This is a genomic window from Mesorhizobium sp. M7A.F.Ca.US.011.01.1.1 (assembly GCF_003998295.1).
Classification (GTDB): Bacteria; Pseudomonadota; Alphaproteobacteria; order Rhizobiales; family Rhizobiaceae; genus Mesorhizobium.
Genome location: NZ_RZRT01000011.1, coordinates 22,703 through 39,491, shown reverse-complemented (window position 1 = coordinate 39,491; position 16,789 = coordinate 22,703). Strand labels below are relative to the sequence as shown.

16 protein-coding genes are annotated in these 16,789 nt (G+C 61.0%); 7 read left to right on the top strand and 9 right to left on the bottom strand.

Features of this window, described 5'->3' with window-relative positions; all coding sequences use genetic code 11:
• Together EOA13_RS13925 and EOA13_RS13920 are read right to left on the bottom strand one after the other, a co-directional pair.
• Window positions 1-894 (bottom strand): NAD(P)-dependent methylenetetrahydromethanopterin dehydrogenase, encoded by an 894-nt coding sequence (locus EOA13_RS13925; RefSeq protein WP_023810423.1) that lies wholly within the window; start codon window positions 892-894, stop codon window positions 1-3.
• Window positions 895-923: 29 nt separating this feature from the next.
• Window positions 924-1,895, bottom strand: a complete 972-nt coding sequence (locus EOA13_RS13920; RefSeq protein ID WP_127293317.1) for a beta-ribofuranosylaminobenzene 5'-phosphate synthase family protein — start codon at window positions 1,893-1,895, stop codon at window positions 924-926.
• A 155-nt stretch (window positions 1,896-2,050) separates the two neighbouring features.
• Between EOA13_RS13920 and EOA13_RS13915 the strand changes: the two genes are divergently transcribed.
• The 7 genes from EOA13_RS13915 to EOA13_RS13885 all read left to right on the top strand — a co-directional run bounded on the left by EOA13_RS13915 (window position 2,051) and on the right by EOA13_RS13885 (window position 8,175).
• Window positions 2,051-2,431 carry a 4a-hydroxytetrahydrobiopterin dehydratase gene (locus EOA13_RS13915; RefSeq protein WP_013532029.1) on the top strand — a complete coding sequence of 127 codons (381 nt, stop codon included), beginning with the start codon at window positions 2,051-2,053 and terminating at the stop codon, window positions 2,429-2,431.
• 117 nt (window positions 2,432-2,548) lie between these two features.
• Window positions 2,549-3,637, top strand: coding sequence for a tungsten formylmethanofuran dehydrogenase (locus EOA13_RS13910; protein WP_127293315.1), 1,089 nt, complete (start codon window positions 2,549-2,551; stop codon window positions 3,635-3,637).
• The gene (locus EOA13_RS13905) at window positions 3,631-5,262 is read left to right on the top strand and encodes a formylmethanofuran dehydrogenase subunit A (protein WP_127293313.1); all 1,632 of its coding nucleotides are present in this window, start codon (window positions 3,631-3,633) and stop codon (window positions 5,260-5,262) included. Before EOA13_RS13910 ends, EOA13_RS13905 begins: the two co-directional genes overlap by 7 nt.
• Window positions 5,250-6,158 carry a formylmethanofuran--tetrahydromethanopterin N-formyltransferase gene (fhcD, locus tag EOA13_RS13900; protein ID WP_127293311.1) on the top strand — a complete coding sequence of 303 codons (909 nt, stop codon included), beginning with the start codon at window positions 5,250-5,252 and terminating at the stop codon, window positions 6,156-6,158. The genes EOA13_RS13905 and fhcD overlap by 13 nt, the downstream gene beginning before the upstream one ends.
• The gene (locus tag EOA13_RS13895; protein ID WP_127293309.1) at window positions 6,155-6,964 is read left to right on the top strand and encodes a formylmethanofuran dehydrogenase subunit C; all 810 of its coding nucleotides are present in this window, start codon (window positions 6,155-6,157) and stop codon (window positions 6,962-6,964) included. The genes fhcD and EOA13_RS13895 overlap by 4 nt, the downstream gene beginning before the upstream one ends.
• 99 nt (window positions 6,965-7,063) lie before the next feature.
• Window positions 7,064-7,894 (top strand): S-formylglutathione hydrolase, encoded by an 831-nt coding sequence (gene fghA / locus EOA13_RS13890; protein ID WP_127293497.1) that lies wholly within the window; start codon window positions 7,064-7,066, stop codon window positions 7,892-7,894.
• A complete protein-coding gene (locus EOA13_RS13885) occupies window positions 7,891-8,175 on the top strand; it encodes a hypothetical protein (protein WP_245490372.1) in 285 nt (94 codons plus the stop codon). The genes fghA and EOA13_RS13885 overlap by 4 nt, the downstream gene beginning before the upstream one ends.
• A gap of 44 nt (window positions 8,176-8,219) precedes the next feature.
• Here EOA13_RS13885 and EOA13_RS13880 read toward each other — a convergent pair whose 3' ends face one another.
• From EOA13_RS13880 to EOA13_RS13850, 7 genes are all read right to left on the bottom strand, one after another.
• A complete protein-coding gene (locus EOA13_RS13880; protein ID WP_127293307.1) occupies window positions 8,220-8,426 on the bottom strand; it encodes a type II toxin-antitoxin system HicB family antitoxin in 207 nt (68 codons plus the stop codon).
• Between the two features lie 31 nt (window positions 8,427-8,457).
• A complete protein-coding gene (locus tag EOA13_RS13875; RefSeq protein ID WP_127293305.1) occupies window positions 8,458-9,078 on the bottom strand; it encodes an ImmA/IrrE family metallo-endopeptidase in 621 nt (206 codons plus the stop codon).
• A 696-nt stretch (window positions 9,079-9,774) separates the two neighbouring features.
• Window positions 9,775-13,551 (bottom strand): vitamin B12-dependent ribonucleotide reductase, encoded by a 3,777-nt coding sequence (locus EOA13_RS13870; protein WP_127293303.1) that lies wholly within the window; start codon window positions 13,549-13,551, stop codon window positions 9,775-9,777.
• A gap of 595 nt (window positions 13,552-14,146) precedes the next feature.
• Window positions 14,147-14,458: a PilZ domain-containing protein gene (locus EOA13_RS13865; protein WP_127293301.1), complete on the bottom strand. Its 312-nt coding sequence runs from the start codon at window positions 14,456-14,458 to the stop codon at window positions 14,147-14,149.
• 132 nt (window positions 14,459-14,590) lie between these two features.
• A complete protein-coding gene (locus tag EOA13_RS13860) occupies window positions 14,591-15,079 on the bottom strand; it encodes an NUDIX hydrolase (RefSeq protein ID WP_023810435.1) in 489 nt (162 codons plus the stop codon).
• 212 nt (window positions 15,080-15,291) lie between these two features.
• Window positions 15,292-15,792: a xanthine phosphoribosyltransferase gene (gpt, locus tag EOA13_RS13855; RefSeq protein WP_127293299.1), complete on the bottom strand. Its 501-nt coding sequence runs from the start codon at window positions 15,790-15,792 to the stop codon at window positions 15,292-15,294.
• Between the two features lie 133 nt (window positions 15,793-15,925).
• Window positions 15,926-16,759 (bottom strand): universal stress protein, encoded by an 834-nt coding sequence (locus tag EOA13_RS13850; RefSeq protein ID WP_127293297.1) that lies wholly within the window; start codon window positions 16,757-16,759, stop codon window positions 15,926-15,928.
• Between the last annotated feature and the right edge of the window lie 30 nt (window positions 16,760-16,789).

Here is a 16,789-nt window from a genome sequence, read left to right as displayed (position 1 = left end):
TTACTTGGCAATCTCGCGTGCAAGGGAAAACGCTTCCTGAAAATCGAGCGTGATCGTCTTTTCGGATTCGATCATTCTTTTGAAGAGACCGAATTCGACCTTATATTTGACATTGCCAATGGCAAGCGGACCAATGCCGACAGCTTTTGCCGTTTCGAGTGGATCACCATTGGCATTGACGGCCAATCCTTCGATGCCGGCCGGGGGAACAGCATTGACGTCGGCCGCAATAAGCAGGTCATTGCCTTTCAATTGGGCTTTGGAGACCACTTGGACGCCGGCTTTAGCGCAAGCCAGGATAATTTCGTTTGCCTCGACCAGCTTTGTCTTGCGGGCGTCGCTCGATCCGTCAGCGGCATCGACGATGATGTTGAATCTGCTTTCGATCTCGGCCGCGATCTGCTTGACCCTTTCGATGCCGTCATGGCCGACAAGTGTGACCCGTGCACCTTCCTCTGCCGCGATGACGGCGGTGCAGAAGCCGACGACGCCGGTGGCGCCGAAAACAGCCACCCTCGTATCCCTGAGCCCACGCTGGAATTTCTTCTCCAGCGCCTTTTCGACCTTGGCCACCATCGCCGCGGCCGTGGTGAACGAGCCGGCCGGATCGGCAAATACCGAAACCTGGAAAGGCGGCACCATCGCCTTCTTCGCGGCGTCGAACATGTCGAGCGCCAACGAGGCATCCTTCCCGGCGATGAAGATGCCGGTATCGACACCCGCATCCGGCGGGCGCGAAAAGATCGCGTCCTGGACCAGGCCTGTCACTTCGGCGAGGCTTACATCGACATAGGGGACGACGGCGTCGAAACCTGCGTCGAGCGCCATATTCACGTCGAAGGGGCTCATCTGCTTCAACGGTGTCAGCATGTGCAGGATGTGTTTGCGGGCCATTTCTTGCCTTTCTGCCTGAAACGGGAGCGTCAGCTGCCGACGAGATTCAGCCTGGTTGAGCTGATCTTCGCGCCGGAGTTCCTGCCCTTGACGATCTTGATCTCAAGGCCGTCTCCAACTTTCGTCTTCCGAACCGCGTCGACGAACTTGAGTGCGGCGTCATGCGATGGCGCGAAGGCAAAGCCTGTCGGCCCCCAGGAACTCTGGCCGATGCCGACGGCGCCTGCTTCATTGAGACGGTGGGCCGCCATCTCGACCCCCTTCGAGGTGAACACGCCGCCCTGCGCCGGGGCGAAATGGCTGCCGATCAGCATCTGTATCGCGGTGACGGCGGCGCCGAATGCCGGAAGGTCCCGCTCGACCAGAGCCGGCATAATGCCCATCAGCACCCTCCGGCAGATCTCCCCGCTGCCTGCCGTTGGGAATGGCGGCAGCGAACGAAACGCCGCGACCTCGGCAGCGCCATGCAGTCCATGCCCGGAATGGTCGAGGATGAGGATGACGCGCCACTCTTCCGGAAACGGCAGCCGCGCGACGACCGGAGGCGTTCCGCCGCGGTCGTTCTTGCCGGCGTCGACTATGACGCCGCCATCTTCGAAACTTGCGATGCCGATGCCGGATCGGCCGCCCCGCTCGAGCAGGTTCGCGTCGCCGGCGATATCCAGAGGCAAATTATGGAGAGTGCGCAACGCCGAGGCGACGGCAAGGGCGATCTGCGTGCCGGAGCCCAGACCCGCATGACTGGGGATCGACTGCTCGACCACCAGATGGTGCTGGGCGCGAATGCCGAGATGCTTGCAGAGCGTCGACAGATGCTCGCCGGCACGGGTGCTCTCGGAGCCTTCAACGATGGTCTCGCCGGACCGCGACAGGGTGACGACGGTTTCGGGTTCGCTCAATGGAAGCCCGACGCTGCCGAACCGCCGTCCGGCATCGCCATTGAGATCAAGGAAGCCAAGGTGCAGGCGAGCGGGCACTCGTATGGTAACAGAATTCGACATCTGCCCCCCGATGGGTGCATCATGGATGCATCATGGAAGTTTAGGTGCCCGGTACCATGATAACTGTTTTCGTCGATGGGGCAAGCCAAAGAGAATGCATCACGTGTTTGCCGGCTCCGGCGCGTAGACAGACCGAGCAATTCGCGGAGGTCGACATGAACGAGACAGTCAAGGAAAAGGTCTATTCGGAAGCCGAGATCGCTGACCGGCTTGAGAAGGAGCTGCCGAAATGGCGTTATGAAAACGGCTGGATCCGGCGCAAATACAAGACCCACAGCTGGAAATCGACGCTCATGGTCATCAACACGGTTGGCCATCTCGCCGAGGCGGCGTGGCACCATCCCGATATCACCGCCTCCTATGCCTGGGTCGAGGTGCGCCTGACGAACCACGCGGCGAAAGGCATTACCGACAAGGATTTCGAGTTGGCGAAAAAGATCGAGGATGTTGTTCAGTGGCAGCCGGCCAAGGAAGGCGGGGCACTGGAAGGCACTCCGCTGACCGATCAACGCTTCGCTTACGTCAAATATGACTAAGCAGGGTCGGAATTTGTTGACGCGCATGAAAACATTCGCTGAACCGCTGCAAGGTGGGGTTCACGGCCAATCCAGTTTCGTCTAGGATCGGGCCGGCACCAGAAAGTAGTTTAGCGAATGGCGGTTGCTTGGATCGGCAACCGGGAAGCGCTGATTGAGCACGCGGCTGCGCATGCCGCGTCGCTATTGTCGTCAAGTCGGTGCCCGGTTTTCAGCTTTGATACGGATATAGACGGCACGAGGGCGGCGATCGCGCTGGCCGAGCGGGCTGGCGCGGCATACGACCATGCCGATGGCGCGGCACTTGCCCGAGAGACCGCGCTTTTTACGGACAAGGGGGCAATGACCGTCGCCCCCGGTGAGACGCGCCGGCGTGCCGATGTCGTGGTGATCGTGGGCGAGCTCCCGCGGATCCATCATGGTCTTGTTGGCGAACTCGCTGGGACGGTTCCCGACCTCTCGACCGGGAACCAGCGCGCGTTCTTCGTGGTAGGCCCAAACGGGATGTCCGTGCCGCCGCTGAACGGCGGCCGCAAGGCAACGCAACTTTCCTGTGGCCAATCCAGCCTCGCCGCCACGCTGGCGGCACTGAGGGCACAGTACAAAGGGCAGCGTACATTGCAACCGGTGTCGAATTTCAATGATTTCGCCAAAGCTCTGGCGGCCGCGCATTTCCCCGTGTTCCTGTTTTCAGGCCACGCCGCCGAAGGCTTGGCATTGGAGATGCTGCAAGGACTGATCGCCGATCTCAATCGCAAATCGCGCGCATCCGGCCTTCATCTGCCGGCGAACGAAAACGGCTGGGGAAGCACACTCGCCTCGGCCTGGATGACAGGTTTTCCGCTGCGCACCGGCTTTGCGCGCGGCTTCCCGGAGTTCGATCCCTGGCGCTGCGATGTGGCGCGCATGATCGCTGCCGGCGAAGCCGACCTGCACCTGCGGATCTCCGCCGCAACGGCCCAACCACAGAAAAAAAGGGCACGCATGGCGCTGATTGTGCTGACGAAAACGCAAGAGCCGGTTGCCGGCGCCGCGGTCACCATCGCCATCGGCGAGGCTGGGGTCGATCACGATGCGGTTGTCTACTCCAGCCGCACGGGCTCGCTCAGGTCGATCGATGCGCAAGCGGCCTCGCAATTGCCCTCCGCCGCGACGATCATCCGCCAGATCGCTACCCATGCTTTCGCCGAGCCACTGCCATGCTGACGAAAATCGCCGGCGGCGACATCATCGATCCCGTCAACGGCCGTCTCGGCAAGGGCGACCTCTGGATCAAGGACGACAAGATCGTTGCGGCGCCGGCGGGAGGGGCGGCCGACCGGATCATCGAAGCCAGCGGCTGCATCGTGATGGCTGGCGCCATCGACATCCACTCCCACATTGGCGGCGGCAATGTGAACACCGCGCGGCTGCTCTTGCCCGAACAGCACGCCGCCCATCAGGTGAGGCCGGCAATGACGCCGCTCTCCAATGCCGGCTGGTCGACGTTCCAGACGGGCTGCCTCTACGCAAAGATGGGCTTTACGACCGTGGTCGAGCCGGCGATGTCGCCGGGAGCGGCGCTTCACACGCATCTCGAACTGGCTGACATCCCGATCATCGACAAAGCGACCCTTGCCATTCTCGGCAATGACGATTTCCTGTTGTCGATGATCCGCGACGACGCCCCCCGAACGATGATCGAAGACTATGTCGCCTGGACGGTCGCTTCGACGCGAGCGCTTGGGGTCAAGGTGATCAACGCCGGTGCGGCCGCCGCCTTCAAGGAGAACGTCCGCACCTTCTCGCTGGACGATGTCGTGCCTTCCTATGGCGTCAGTTCGCGCAAGATCGTCAAGACGCTGCAGGCCGCCGTCGACAGTCTTGGCCTGCCGCATCCTTTGCATGTCCATTGCAACAATCTGGGCAGCCCCGGATCGGCGGATACGGCGGCTGCGACGATTGCAGCGGCGGATGGGCTGCCGCTGCACCTGGCCCACCTCCAGTTCTATGGCTATGGCACGGAAGGAAAACGCGGGTTTTCTTCCGCCGCCGCACGGCTTGCCGAACTGGTCAACGCGACGCCGGAAGTCACCATCGATATCGGCCAGGTCATGTTCGGCCAGACGGTCACGGTCTCCTCCGACGTCATGCGGCAGTTTTCGGCGCGTGGCAGCGCGCACCCGAAAAAGACCGTCATTCATGATGGTGACGGCAATGGCGGCGGCATCGTGCCCTACAGCTATGGCAAGGACTTCTACGGCACGATGCAGTGGGCGATCGGGCTCGAGCTTTTTCTCCTGATCGACGATCCCTGGCGTGTGTTCTTCACCACCGATCATCCCAACGGTGCACCTTTTACCGCTTATCCGGCGCTGTTCGAACTGCTGATGAGCCGGGAAGCGCGCGCCGAAATGACCGCCGGACTTTCACGATCCGCCCTGGCGCTCTCTACCCTGGCCGCAATCGACCGCGAATACACGTTCGAGGAAATCGCCATCATGACGCGCGCGGCGCCGGCCAAGCTGCTCGGCTTGACGGATCGAGGCCATCTCGGCGCCGGCGCAACAGCAGACATCGCTATCTATCGCAGGGACCGCAGTATCGCGAAAATGCTCGGGCGGGCGGCGTATGTTTTCAAGGATGGCGATCTCGTCGTGCAAGACGGGGAAATCATCTATTACCGCTGGGGCAAGGCATTGAGGCTCAAGCCGCCTGTCGACAAGGCAATGGTGCGACGGCTCGAGGACTATCACCAGCAGCGCTACGGCCTGTCGCTGGACTGGTTCAATTTTCCGGATTCCGCGATTGCGCGCGAACAGCCATTCGGCGAGGTGCCATGCCGAACATGAGCGTCAATGGGGTAACGATCGACGATACCTTCGCCGAAGCCTTCGGCATGCGCGCAACCGCCATCGTCATCACCGCGCCGAGCCGGAAATGGGCTCGCCAGGCGGCGATCACGATGACCGGCTTCGCCACCTCGGTGATCGGTTGCGGCTGCGAAGCGGCAATCGATCTCGACCTGCCGCCATCGGCCACACCGGATGGCCGGTCGGGCTGCCGCGTCATGATTTTCGCGATGGGAACGGACGAATTGCAGAAACAACTGCTCAATCGTGTCGGCCAGTGCGTTTTGACCTCGCCGGGTTCCGCCTGCTTTGCCGGACTGCAGGGCAGCGCCGAGCTCAAGCTCGGTTCGGCGCTGCGTTATTTCGGCGACGGCTGGCAAATCTCCAAGAAGATCGGCGACAGGCATTTTTGGCGTATTCCCGTGATGGATGGCGAGTTCCTGTGCGAAGCAACGACCGGACTGACGAAGGAAGCTGTCGGTGGCGGCAATTTCTTTGTCATGGCGCAAAGCAGCCCCAACGCTTTGGCCGCTGCCGAGGCCGCGGTCGCTGCGATCGGCATGGTGCCTGGCGCCATCGTGCCGTTTCCGGGCGGCATTGCCCGTTCGGGTTCCAAGATAGGTGGCAAATACAAAGGCATGATCGCCTCGGCCAACGAAGCCTACGCGCCGACGCTGCGCGGCGTCGTCGCGAGTGAACTCGGTCCCGACATCAACGCCGTCCTGGAAATCGTCATCGATGGTGAAACCAATGATGCAGTTGCCGCCGCGATGAAGGCCGGCATCAAGGCTGTCATACAGCTCGGACCGAAAAGAGGCGCGGTTCGCATCAGCGCCGGCAATTACGGCGGCAAGCTCGGAAAATTCATCTACTCGCTGAAGGATATGCTGCCATGAAGGGGCTGACCTTCACCCTGGTTGCCGAGCCGCCGGAGCGCCTTGACCTGTCGCCGCTGACGCCGGAGCGGCTGGCCGGGATCGAAAGGCGCGACGTCGAAAGAATCCAGATCGGCATGTCGAAGCACGGATCGAAGGTGGGCGACATTTTTCGCGTCGCAGGCAGCGATCCGACAGTCATCGTGTTTGAGGGCGGAAGCACGCGCCTTGACCTTGTGGCGCAAGGCATGCGGGGTGGGTCGGTTCGCCTCGTTGGCAATGCCGGCGCCCAGGCCGGGCGCGCCATGCGCGGTGGCAAGCTGACGATCGAAGGCAATTCGGGTCCATACGCCGGCTCCGGCATGCGCGGCGGCAGGCTTGAAATAACGGGCAATGCCGGCGACCACCTCGGTGCGCCGCTCGTGGGGGAACTGGCCGGCATGAACGGCGGTGTGTTGATCGTCAGGGGCAAGGCGGGCGTCTTCGCGGCGGACCGCATGCGGCGCGGCCTGATCGCGGTGCTGAAAGGCTCCGGCGACCTTGCCGGCAGCCGCATGATCGCCGGCACGCTGGTGGTGGCCGGTGGCACCGGCGAGATGCCCGGCTATTTGATGCGTCGCGGTTCGATCCTTCTCGATCGCGCGCCGGCACGCATGTCGCCGAGCTTCGTCGAATGCGGCGCGCCCGAGAGCGTTTTCGCCGCCATCATCGATCGTCATCTGATCGCCCAGGGCATTTTGAAGCGGCCGCTTCTGGGGAGCGCACCGCGCAAATATGGCGGGGATAACGCAGTGCTCGGAATGGGCGAGGTTCTTTTTCCGCGCTGAGATCCGTCGACACAAGAGCCATAGGATGGCAGGACGCAAGTGCTGCCGCTGGATGGCAGTAGGTGGCGACCGTCATCCGACCCGCAACGTGGAGAACACATGAAAATCATCTCTCAAACGAAAGCCCATGGCGGCGTGCAGGGCGTCTATTCCCATTTGTCGACGAGTTGCCGTTGCGACATGACTTTTGCCGTTTTCATACCTCCGCAGGCGCGGGAGGCGCCTTGTCCCGTTGTGTGGTATCTCTCAGGCCTGACGTGCACCCACGCCAATGTAATGGACAAGGGCGAGTACAGGCGCATGGCCGCCGAGCTTGGCCTGATCGTCGTCTGTCCCGACACCAGCCCGCGCGGGGCCGACATTCCGGATGAAAAAGACAACTGGCAGTTCGGCTTCGGCGCTGGCTTCTATCTCGATGCGACGCAAGAGCCTTATGCGAAGAACTATCGTATGTATTCCTATGTCACCGAGGAGTTGCCAGCTCTCATCGCGGCTGAATTTCCAGCCGATATGGCGCGCCAGGCTATCTCCGGACATTCGATGGGCGGGCATGGCGCGCTGACGATTGCCTTGAAGAATCCGCAGCGTTTCAAGAGCTGCTCGGCGTTTGCCCCGATCGCCCAGCCAAGCACCGCCGGCTGGTCGAGACCGGCTTTTGAGAAGTATCTCGGCGACGATGAGGCCTCGTGGCGAACCTGCGACGCGACGTCGCTCATCGAGGACGGATACCGTTTCCCCGAATTTTTGGTGGATCAGGGAACGTCGGACGGATTTCTTGACGATGGGCTGAGGCCCTGGCTGCTTGAGACGGCCTGCGCCAAAGCGGGTATTCCGCTAAAATTGCGGATGCAGGATGGATATGATCACTCGTATCTTTTCATCTCCAGCTTCATGGACGACCATCTGAGATGGCATGGCGAGAGACTTTGAGCGGGCAAGCCGAGGCATGGCCAGATGCAAACAACTTATCGAATCCGACGCCTTACACCGAGGGCGCCGCGTCTGCCGCCGTCAAACGCTACACATTCAGCCCCGACGCCGCCCACGCGAAAGAACTGAAAGCAGTAGCCGACCTCAATGAAATCCCCGAGCCGCCCTGCGGCGAAATGCCTGACGGCATCCAGTATTTCGAGGTGCCCACGGGTGAGGGGCGCAAGGTGCTGTTCGTGCGGATAGGGCAGGACGAGCAGACGCTGGAGGTGTTGCCGTGATAGCAGGCGGAATCAGAGCCTGATCCGATTGAGTGAATTGCCTTCTACGCCTCTACGTATTCCGCGAGGCTGACACCCTTGGGCACATCCAGCCCATCGGCTCGCAAACCTTCGATGTGAAAGCGTATTGCATCGCGAATCTCGGTTTCCACTTCAGGCACAGTGGCACCTGTCGCGATGCAGCCGGGTAGGTCCGGCACATAGGCAGAGAAATTACTTCCTGCTTTTTCAATCACCACCGCGTAACGCATGTCATGGCTCCGACCGAGAATTGATTGAAGGCTATTGGTCGAGGTCCGAAATATCAGACTTGACGCGATATCCTTTCTCCCGGGCCTCTTTCAAAAAATCTATCACCGAGTCTGGGAGACGGCGCTTCTGTCCCATGGCCTTTCGCCTCGCTGCCTGGACTCTCTCGAATGCAATCTCTGCTGCCCGCAAACTTACTTGAAAGCGATCAGAAATCTCTTCCGGACTTTTCTCATCCCAAGCCAATTTTGTCGGTACGAGAAGGTAGGATGCGAAAATGTTCGCCTCACTTTCTTCAGCCCATTCGGTCGAGCCTGCATATACGCCTTTGGGGTTTCGACGGCGATGACCTTCGTGGCCGAGAAAGTAGTGGCCGAGTTCGTGGGCAATTGTGAACCTCGCTCGAGTTCGTCCGGCTTTGACATCATCCAGGACGTTCTCCTGAACGACCAACGTACCAGTCTCGTCGTTCATCGTTGCTTCGTTGTCGCCTAATTCATCCTCAAGAGCGCATCGGAACGAAAATTTCTTCGCCATTTGTTGGAGTTTTTCAAGAACACAATACATGTCGAATGCAGGAACGTTCTCGATATTTAGCTTCCGGCGAACCAAACTAGCTTGTTCTTCGATAACCTCTGCCGTCAAATTAGACATATTTGCCACCGTTGGTCTAAGCTATCGCTCAGCGCATCGTCTGTTGCGGATGACTCCAAGTCAGCTTGGCAAAACTAAACGAAATGATCCCCAGCGTCTACAAGAAAAATCAATATGTAGCTATAAATCTCAAAAAATAACTAGATATAGCGTATGACGGTCTTGGCCGCGCCTGCGGGACGTGGAAGAGGCATCTGCACCACGTTTGTCCGCTTGTTAGTTCGGCCCGATCGTGCGACCGGGCCGAAACCAGATGAGCTACTATTTTCTTTTCCCGCCCTTGTTCGGCGCTTGGGTAAGCGCCGACGCGGCGACGGATTTGACCGCTTTCGAGGTATTCGGATTGCTCAAGAGCTTGGAGGCCTTTGAGGCAACCGACTGCGAGGTACGTTCATTGCTAGCCATTTTGATCTCCGATCATTGGCCATATACGCCTCGGCTACCTCGACTCCGAGAACCGACTCCCCATATGATCACCTTGCTAGAGGAGATGGGATTTCGATCTCGTCGCCCCGCGTGGGCTCCGGCTTATTCGCGGTATCAAAGCCGGCCCAGTTTGGGTCGGCTTTGGTGTTTCTGGCTCAAGTGCGATCTAAATTTTTTAGAGGAGTTTCCCCTTTTGTTCCCTTTGCCATTCCGGCCCGATCTTACGACCGGGCCGATGATGCTACGTTTTAGCAGCGCCTCAGAATTTTCTCAGCTGCACCCGCTCGTCGAGCCGCACGTATCGCACTTCTCGCAGGTCCCGTTCCTTACCATCGTAAAATTCTGGCACTCGGAGCAGGAATTGCCGGTGTAGCCCTGGAGCAGGGACTTGGCGCGGCGGTCGTTGGCGAGTTTCTTGGCTTCGGCCGCCTCAACGGCCGCGGCGTCGGTGAACAAGCCTGCCGTGGCATCGGAAGCAGCGGCTTCCTCGAAGGCGATGTCCTCGGCCAGTTCCTTTGCCCGCTCCTCATAGTCGCGCTTGTAGGCGACCGCTTCGTCGCTAGCAGGTTTCAGCGCCAGCACGTTGGAGCCGGAGAAGGCGGTCGGCACTGAGCGGGCAGGGGCGCCCGAGGGAGCCGCAAAGCCTTTCGGATCGTTGCCGCTGACGCGCGACACCAGCTTCACCGGCGAGGCGCCACGGGTCAGGCCCTTGGAGACCGCGTCCGTCTTGCCTTCGCTGATGCCACGGCCAAGCGCGGTGTTGGAAAAGTCCGACTGGTCGACATGGGCGAGGTCGTTGCGGCCGAGATAGGAAATCGCCAGCTCGCGGAACACGTAGTCGAGGATCGACGTCGCGCTCTTGATGGCGTCGTTGCCTTGCACCATGCCGGCCGGCTCGAACTTGGTGAAGGTGAAGGCGTGCACATATTCGTCGAGCGGCACGCCATATTGCAGGCCCAGCGAAATGGCGATGGCGAAGTTGTTGAGAAGGCCACGCAAGGTCGCGCCTTCCTTGTTCATGTCGATGAAGATCTCGCCGAGACGGCCATCGTCATATTCGCCGGTACGCAGGAAGATGGTGTTGCCACCGATCTTGGCCTTCTGCGTGTAGCCCTTGCGGCGGCCGGGCAGCTTTTCCTGCTCGCGCGACACGCGCTCGATGATGCGCTCGACGATCCGCTCGGTGATCTGTGCGGCACGTGCTGCCGCAGGTGCGGCGAGCAGCTGCTCGACGGCATCATCCTCGTCATCCTCGCCATCGGCGAGCAGCGAGGAATTGAGCGGCTGCGACAGCTTCGAGCCGTCGCGGTAGAGCGCGTTGGCCTTTAGTGCCAGCTTCCACGACAGCATGTAGGCGCCCTTGGCGTCTTCCACCGTCGCATCGTTGGGCATGTTGATGGTCTTCGAGATGGCGCCGGAAATGAAGGGCTGTGCCGCCGCCATCATCTGGATGTGGCTGTTGATGGACAGCGAGCGCTTGCCGATCTTGCCGCACGGGCTGGCGCAATCGAACACCGCCAGGTGTTCGGCCTTGAGGAACGGTGCGCCTTCCAGCGTCATCGCACCACAGACATGGATGTTGGCGGCCTCGATGTCTTTGCGGGAGAAGCCGAGCGCCGGCAGGATCTCGAACGAGAAGTCGTTGAGCTGCTCGTCGGTGAACCCGAACGTCTCCTTCACCCAGTCGGCGCCGAGCGTCCACTGGTTGAAGACGAACTTGATGTCGAAGGCCGATTTCAAGGCTGCGTTGAGCGCCGCGATCTTGTCGTCGGTGAAGCCCTTGGCCTTGAGCGCGCCGGGGTTGATGGCGGGCGCCTGGTTGAAGTTGCCGTGGCCAACCGCATAGGCCTCCATCTCGGCGATCTGGGCTTCGGAGTAGCCGAGCGTGCGCAGCGCTTCCGGCACGGCGCGGTTGATGATTTTGAAATAGCCGCCGCCGGCCAGCTTCTTGAACTTCACCAGCGCGAAGTCGGGCTCGATGCCGGTGGTGTCGCAATCCATGACCAGGCCGATCGTGCCGGTCGGCGCGATCACGGTCGCCTGCGCATTGCGGTAGCCATGCTCCTCGCCGAGTTCGATGGCGCGGTCCCAGGCGGCCTTGGCGTGGGTTGCAAGGTCCTGCTGCTTGAGGTCGGAAGCGACCAGCGGCACCGGATTGACGGCAAGCTTCTCGTAGCCCTGCTTCTCGCCATAGGCGGCACGGCGATGGTTGCGCATGACGCGCAGCATGTTCTGCGCATTGCGGTCGTAATCGGCGAAGGCGCCGAGCTCGCCGGCCATCTCGGCCGAGGTGGCATAGGCCATGCCGGTCATGATCGCGGTGAGTGCGGCGCAGATCGCGCGGCCTTCATCGGAGTCGTAGGGAATGCCCGACGTCATCAGCAGGCCGCCGATATTGGCATAGCCGAGGCCGAGCGTGCGGTATTCGTAGGACTGCTTGGCGATCTCCTTCGACGGGAACTGCGCCATCATGACCGAGATTTCGAGAACGATGGTCCACAGCCGCACCGTGTGCTCGTAGGCTGCGATGTCGATCGTGCCGTCAGCGTTGCGGTAGGGCAGCAGATTGATCGAGGCGAGGTTGCAGGCCGTGTCGTCGAGGAACATGTACTCCGAGCACGGGTTCGACGCCCGGATCGCACCGGCCGATGCGCAGGTGTGCCAGTCGTTCATCGTCGTGTTGAAATGCAGGCCCGGATCGGCCGACGCCCAGGCGGCGTAACCGATCTTTTCCCAGAGATCCCTGGCCTTCAGCGTTTTCATCACCTTGCCGTCCTTGCGGGCGGTCAGGTGCCAGTCGGCATCGTCCTCGACGGCGCGCAGGAAATTGTCCTTCAGCGACACCGAATTGTTGGAGTTCTGGCCCGAAACCGTGAGGTAGGCATCCGAATCCCAGTCGGTGTCGTAGGTCTTGAACGACATCGAGCTATAGCCCTGCTTGGCGAACTGGATGACGCGGTAGATGTAGTTCTCCGGCACGGCCGACTTCTTGGCCGCCTTGATCTCGCGCTTCAGCGCGGAGTTGATCGACGGGTCGAAGCAGTCGTCGCCATTGCCTTCGCAGTTGACGCAGGCCTTCATGATCGCTTCGAGATGCTTCTTGACGATCTTCGAGCCGGTCACCAGCGAGGCGACCTTCTGCTCTTCATTGACCTTCCAGTCGATGAATTCCTCGATATCGGGGTGGTCGGCGTCGACAATGACCATTTTGGCGGCGCGGCGCGTGGTGCCGCCCGACTTGATGGCGCCCGCCGCGCGGTCGCCGATCTTGAGGAAGCTCATCAGGCCCGATGAGCGGCCGCCGCCGGACAGCTTTTCGCCTTCGCCGCGCAGCAGCGAGAAGTTGGAACCGGTGCCGGAGCCGTATTTGAACAGGCGCGCTTCACGCACCCAAAGGTCCATGATGCCGCCCTCGTTTACGAGGTCGTCCTGCACGCCCTGGATGAAGCAGGCATGCGGCTGCGGATGCTCGTAGGAGGATTTCGACTTGGTCAGCTTGCCGGTGAACGGGTCGACATAGAAGTGGCCCTGGCTAGGGCCATCAATGCCATAGGCCCAGTGCAGGCCGGTGTTGAACCATTGCGGCGAGTTCGGCGCGACGCGCTGGGTGGCCAGCATGTAGGCAAGCTCGTCGCGGAAGGCGCGCGCGTCTTCCTCCGACGCCTTGAAGTAGCCGCCCTTCCAACCCCAGTAAGTCCAGGTGCCGGCAAGCCGGTCGAAGACCTGGCGGGCGTCGATCTCGGAGCCGTAGCGCTCGGCTTCCGGCAGCTTCGCCAGTTCCGCCTCATCGGCGACGGAGCGCCACAGGAAGGAGGGGACGTCGTTCTCCTCGATCTTCTTAAGGCGTGCGGGGACACCGGCCTTGCGGAAATATTTCTGCGCCAGGATATCGGCTGCAACTTGGGAGAACTGCGCCGGCACGTCGATATTGTCCAAGCGGAACACCACCGAACCATCCGGATTCTTGATCTCCGAAAGCGCCTTGCGGAATTCGATCTCCGCGTAGGCAGATTGTCCTGGCTTGGTGAAACGACGCTCGATGCGCATTGGTCCGGTCCCTTTTGTCTATATATAGCGCTTTTCCCCAGGGATTTCTGCCCCGATGCGAAACGCGCATGTCCGCCGTCTGCCGGCGTTCGAAAACGGCCGGCTCTCCATTTCGCAGCCTCCGCCGGCCCTGCTGGTCAAACTCCTTGCGAAGTGAATGTCCAACGCGCCGACGAACCCACGGGTCCCTCAAAACTGATTTTTCCGATTCCCTCGATCCAGGGAAATTCACACTATCTAGCGTCGAACCTACCTGCAAACACTAAATATAGTATTAACAGACAATTTATTCAAGCCCGACAATTGTCCCTATCGTCCCCAACCGCCCACAATCCCAACGCTTCCGCCGGCCTCGTAAACAGGCGGAAATGCGAGCAAAAACGCACATAATCCGGGAAAAAAGACCGGGCTCAGAACTTTCCGGTCGCACTCTCAACAGGAGCACATGGCCTATAAAAGGCGACTCGTTTTGCGCCGTCAAGGATTCGTTTGCGTAGCTTTTGTGACCCCAACATCTTGTGTGTCACATATGTGGATAACGGGGATAGAATGCAGGCGCGGATCACGATTTTCTGCGCGCAAGCTTGCCCGGGCGTCAGCCGTAATGCAGCCGGGGCTTTGGCTCGGTGCCGGTGAACTGCACCCCGATACGGTCGTTGCGACGCCAGCGGACCTCGCACCGATAGGCAACGCCGTCGAGCGGCACATAGAGAAGGAATCGATCTGGGACCCGGGCTTCGAGCGGTATCTTCAGTTCGGCGCCGCCGTCGTGCTGATTGCGCAGCGTGCAGCCGACTTCCGAATTCGAAATTCCGGTGATGATCGACCCGCCCTTGAGCACGCGCGGACGACGCTCACGCTGGGGCTCGTCGGACTCGTTTGGAATTGGATTTGCGGGATTCGCCATCGATCAAAAATACCAGAGCTGCCGAATCCTATCCTTGATTCCTTAGCAAAGCATTCATGTCGATACGCGGCAACGCGTGTCTAGCCTTTGCTAGCCAGTCCCGTTTTGCAAAGAGCGCGGTGTAGCCGCGCGTCAGGAGAAGCTGTGCGGGTCGGCGCAGAAATAGGCGATGATCTGGCAAAGGTCGGGTTCGTTGACCATGCGCACCGCTTCGCTTGCACGAACCCATTTGCGGGTGCGTGAGTGTTTTTCCTTCCAGCGGTCCGCGACTTTGTCGACATGCAGCGGAAACACCAGGACCTCGCACGGCACTTCTTCGCCGGAAGCCAGTACCTTGGCGTAGAAGTAACGGCCGGCTTCAAGATGAGAGACACGGCCGCGCAGCCCGGCCTCCTCGCCGGCTTCGCGCGCCGCGGCCTCGCAGAGCGGCTCCCTGGCCTCCGGCCAGCCCTTGGGCAAAACCCAACGGCCGGTATCGCGGCTGGTGATCAGCATGATTTCGACGCCGTCTCCCGTGTCGCGCCAAGGCAGGGCGGCAACCTGCAGGCGGCACGGCGCCGTGCCGAAGAGCCGTCGGACCCTTTCGGCCAGATGATTGTGTGTCGTTGGCCTCGTCAACATCGAAGAAGCTAGCCCCAGCCTCCGGAATCGTTTGCCGTCTCACGAATCTTACGGCTAATTGTCGGCAATAAAAGTAAAAAATTTCATTCGCCTGGCCGATTTCCGCCGATAGACGTCGATTTCACAAATATCCGGCCCTGCCCGGACCTGTTTGCGAAAGCAAATCATGCCCGGTGCAAGCTGCCGGTCTGTAACAGGCAGGTAGTTCCGAATCAGCCGGCGTGGTCGTCGGCGATCGGCTTCTGGTAGGTGAAGCCCATGTCCCACGGGAAATAGATCCAGGTGTCCTGGCTGACTTCGGTGACGAAAGTATCGACCAGAGGCCTACCTTTCGGCTTGGCATAAACGGTGGCGAAATGCGCCTTGGGCATCATCGCGCGCACGATGCCCGCCGTCTTGCCGGTGTCGGTCAGGTCGTCGATGATCAGCACGCCGGCGCCGTCTTCGGCGAGCAGGGCAGGGGTGATCTCCTTGAGGACCTGCAGCTGCCCCTGGCTGGCATAGTCGTGATAGGAGGCGACGCAGACCGTCTCGATGACGCGGATGCCGAGTTCACGCGAGATGATCGCCGCGGGCACCAGCCCGCCTCGCGTGATGCAGACGATCGCTTTCCATTGCCCCTTGTTGGCGCCGGCAAGCCGCCAGGCGAGCGCCCGGGCGTCGCGATGGAACTGGTCCCAGGAGACCGGAAAGGCTTTTTCGGGAAGGGACATGTCGCGCACTCCACAGCACGCGGGGATCGCGCGCAGGAAAAACAGGGGAATGCGCGCGGAATTAGCTGGAAAGCCCCCATCTTGGCAAGAGCAAGGGCCTTGGCAAAGGCAAGGGCCAGCGATCGCTGTGGACCTACCGCGACAGGAAGGCTGCCACCGGCGCGGTGCGCAGCACGCTGCGCGTCACGCCGCCGAACAGAAGCTGACGCAGCCATGAGTGGCTGTAGGCGCCGAGCACCAGCAGATCGGCGCCGGTTTCCGCGATCCTGGTCTGGATGATGTCATCGACCGAATTGCCGCCCGACTGCTGCACCGAGACGCTGACGGTGGCGCCGTGGCGCGATAGCGCCGACGCGATTTCGGCGCCGGCGGCCTCCGGGCTGTCGTCGAGCGTTTCAGGAGGGTCGATAACCAATATGTCGGTCTTCTCGGCTTCGATGATGAAGGGCAGCGCGTCGAAGGCGGCGCGCGCCGCTTCCTTGCTGCCGTTCCAGGCGAGCAAGACGCGTTTGAAGGTGGTGATCAGCGGACCCTCGTGAGGCACCACCAGCACCGGCCGACCGGCGTCGTAGACCAGCGTGTCTACGTCCGCGCCGGAATCGCCGCCCGTTTCGCGCTGCGCCGCTATGATCAGGTCGGCGGCCCGCACGCTCGAAATCCCGGTCAGCGCGCTGTCACCCGAAAAGCTTTCCAGGCTTCGCCACTCGAAGGAAAGACCGGAATCCTCGATATGCCTGAGAAACAGCGTCCTCAACTTCTCGGCCCGTTCCCGGTTCATATCTGCCGAAACCTGCAGGAATTCGGTGTCCGGAAAGCCTGTGGCGGAGGTGTAGGGCACGGGAAGCGTTTCGGCGTGGATGCCGACCAGATGGCTCTGAAACCGGGTGGCGAGCGGAATGGCGCAGTCGAGCACGCGCTCGGCGTCCTGCTCGTTCTGCAGAATGGCGACGATGGTTTTGAATCGCATGACAATCCCTCGGTTTACGAGCTGGCGAAC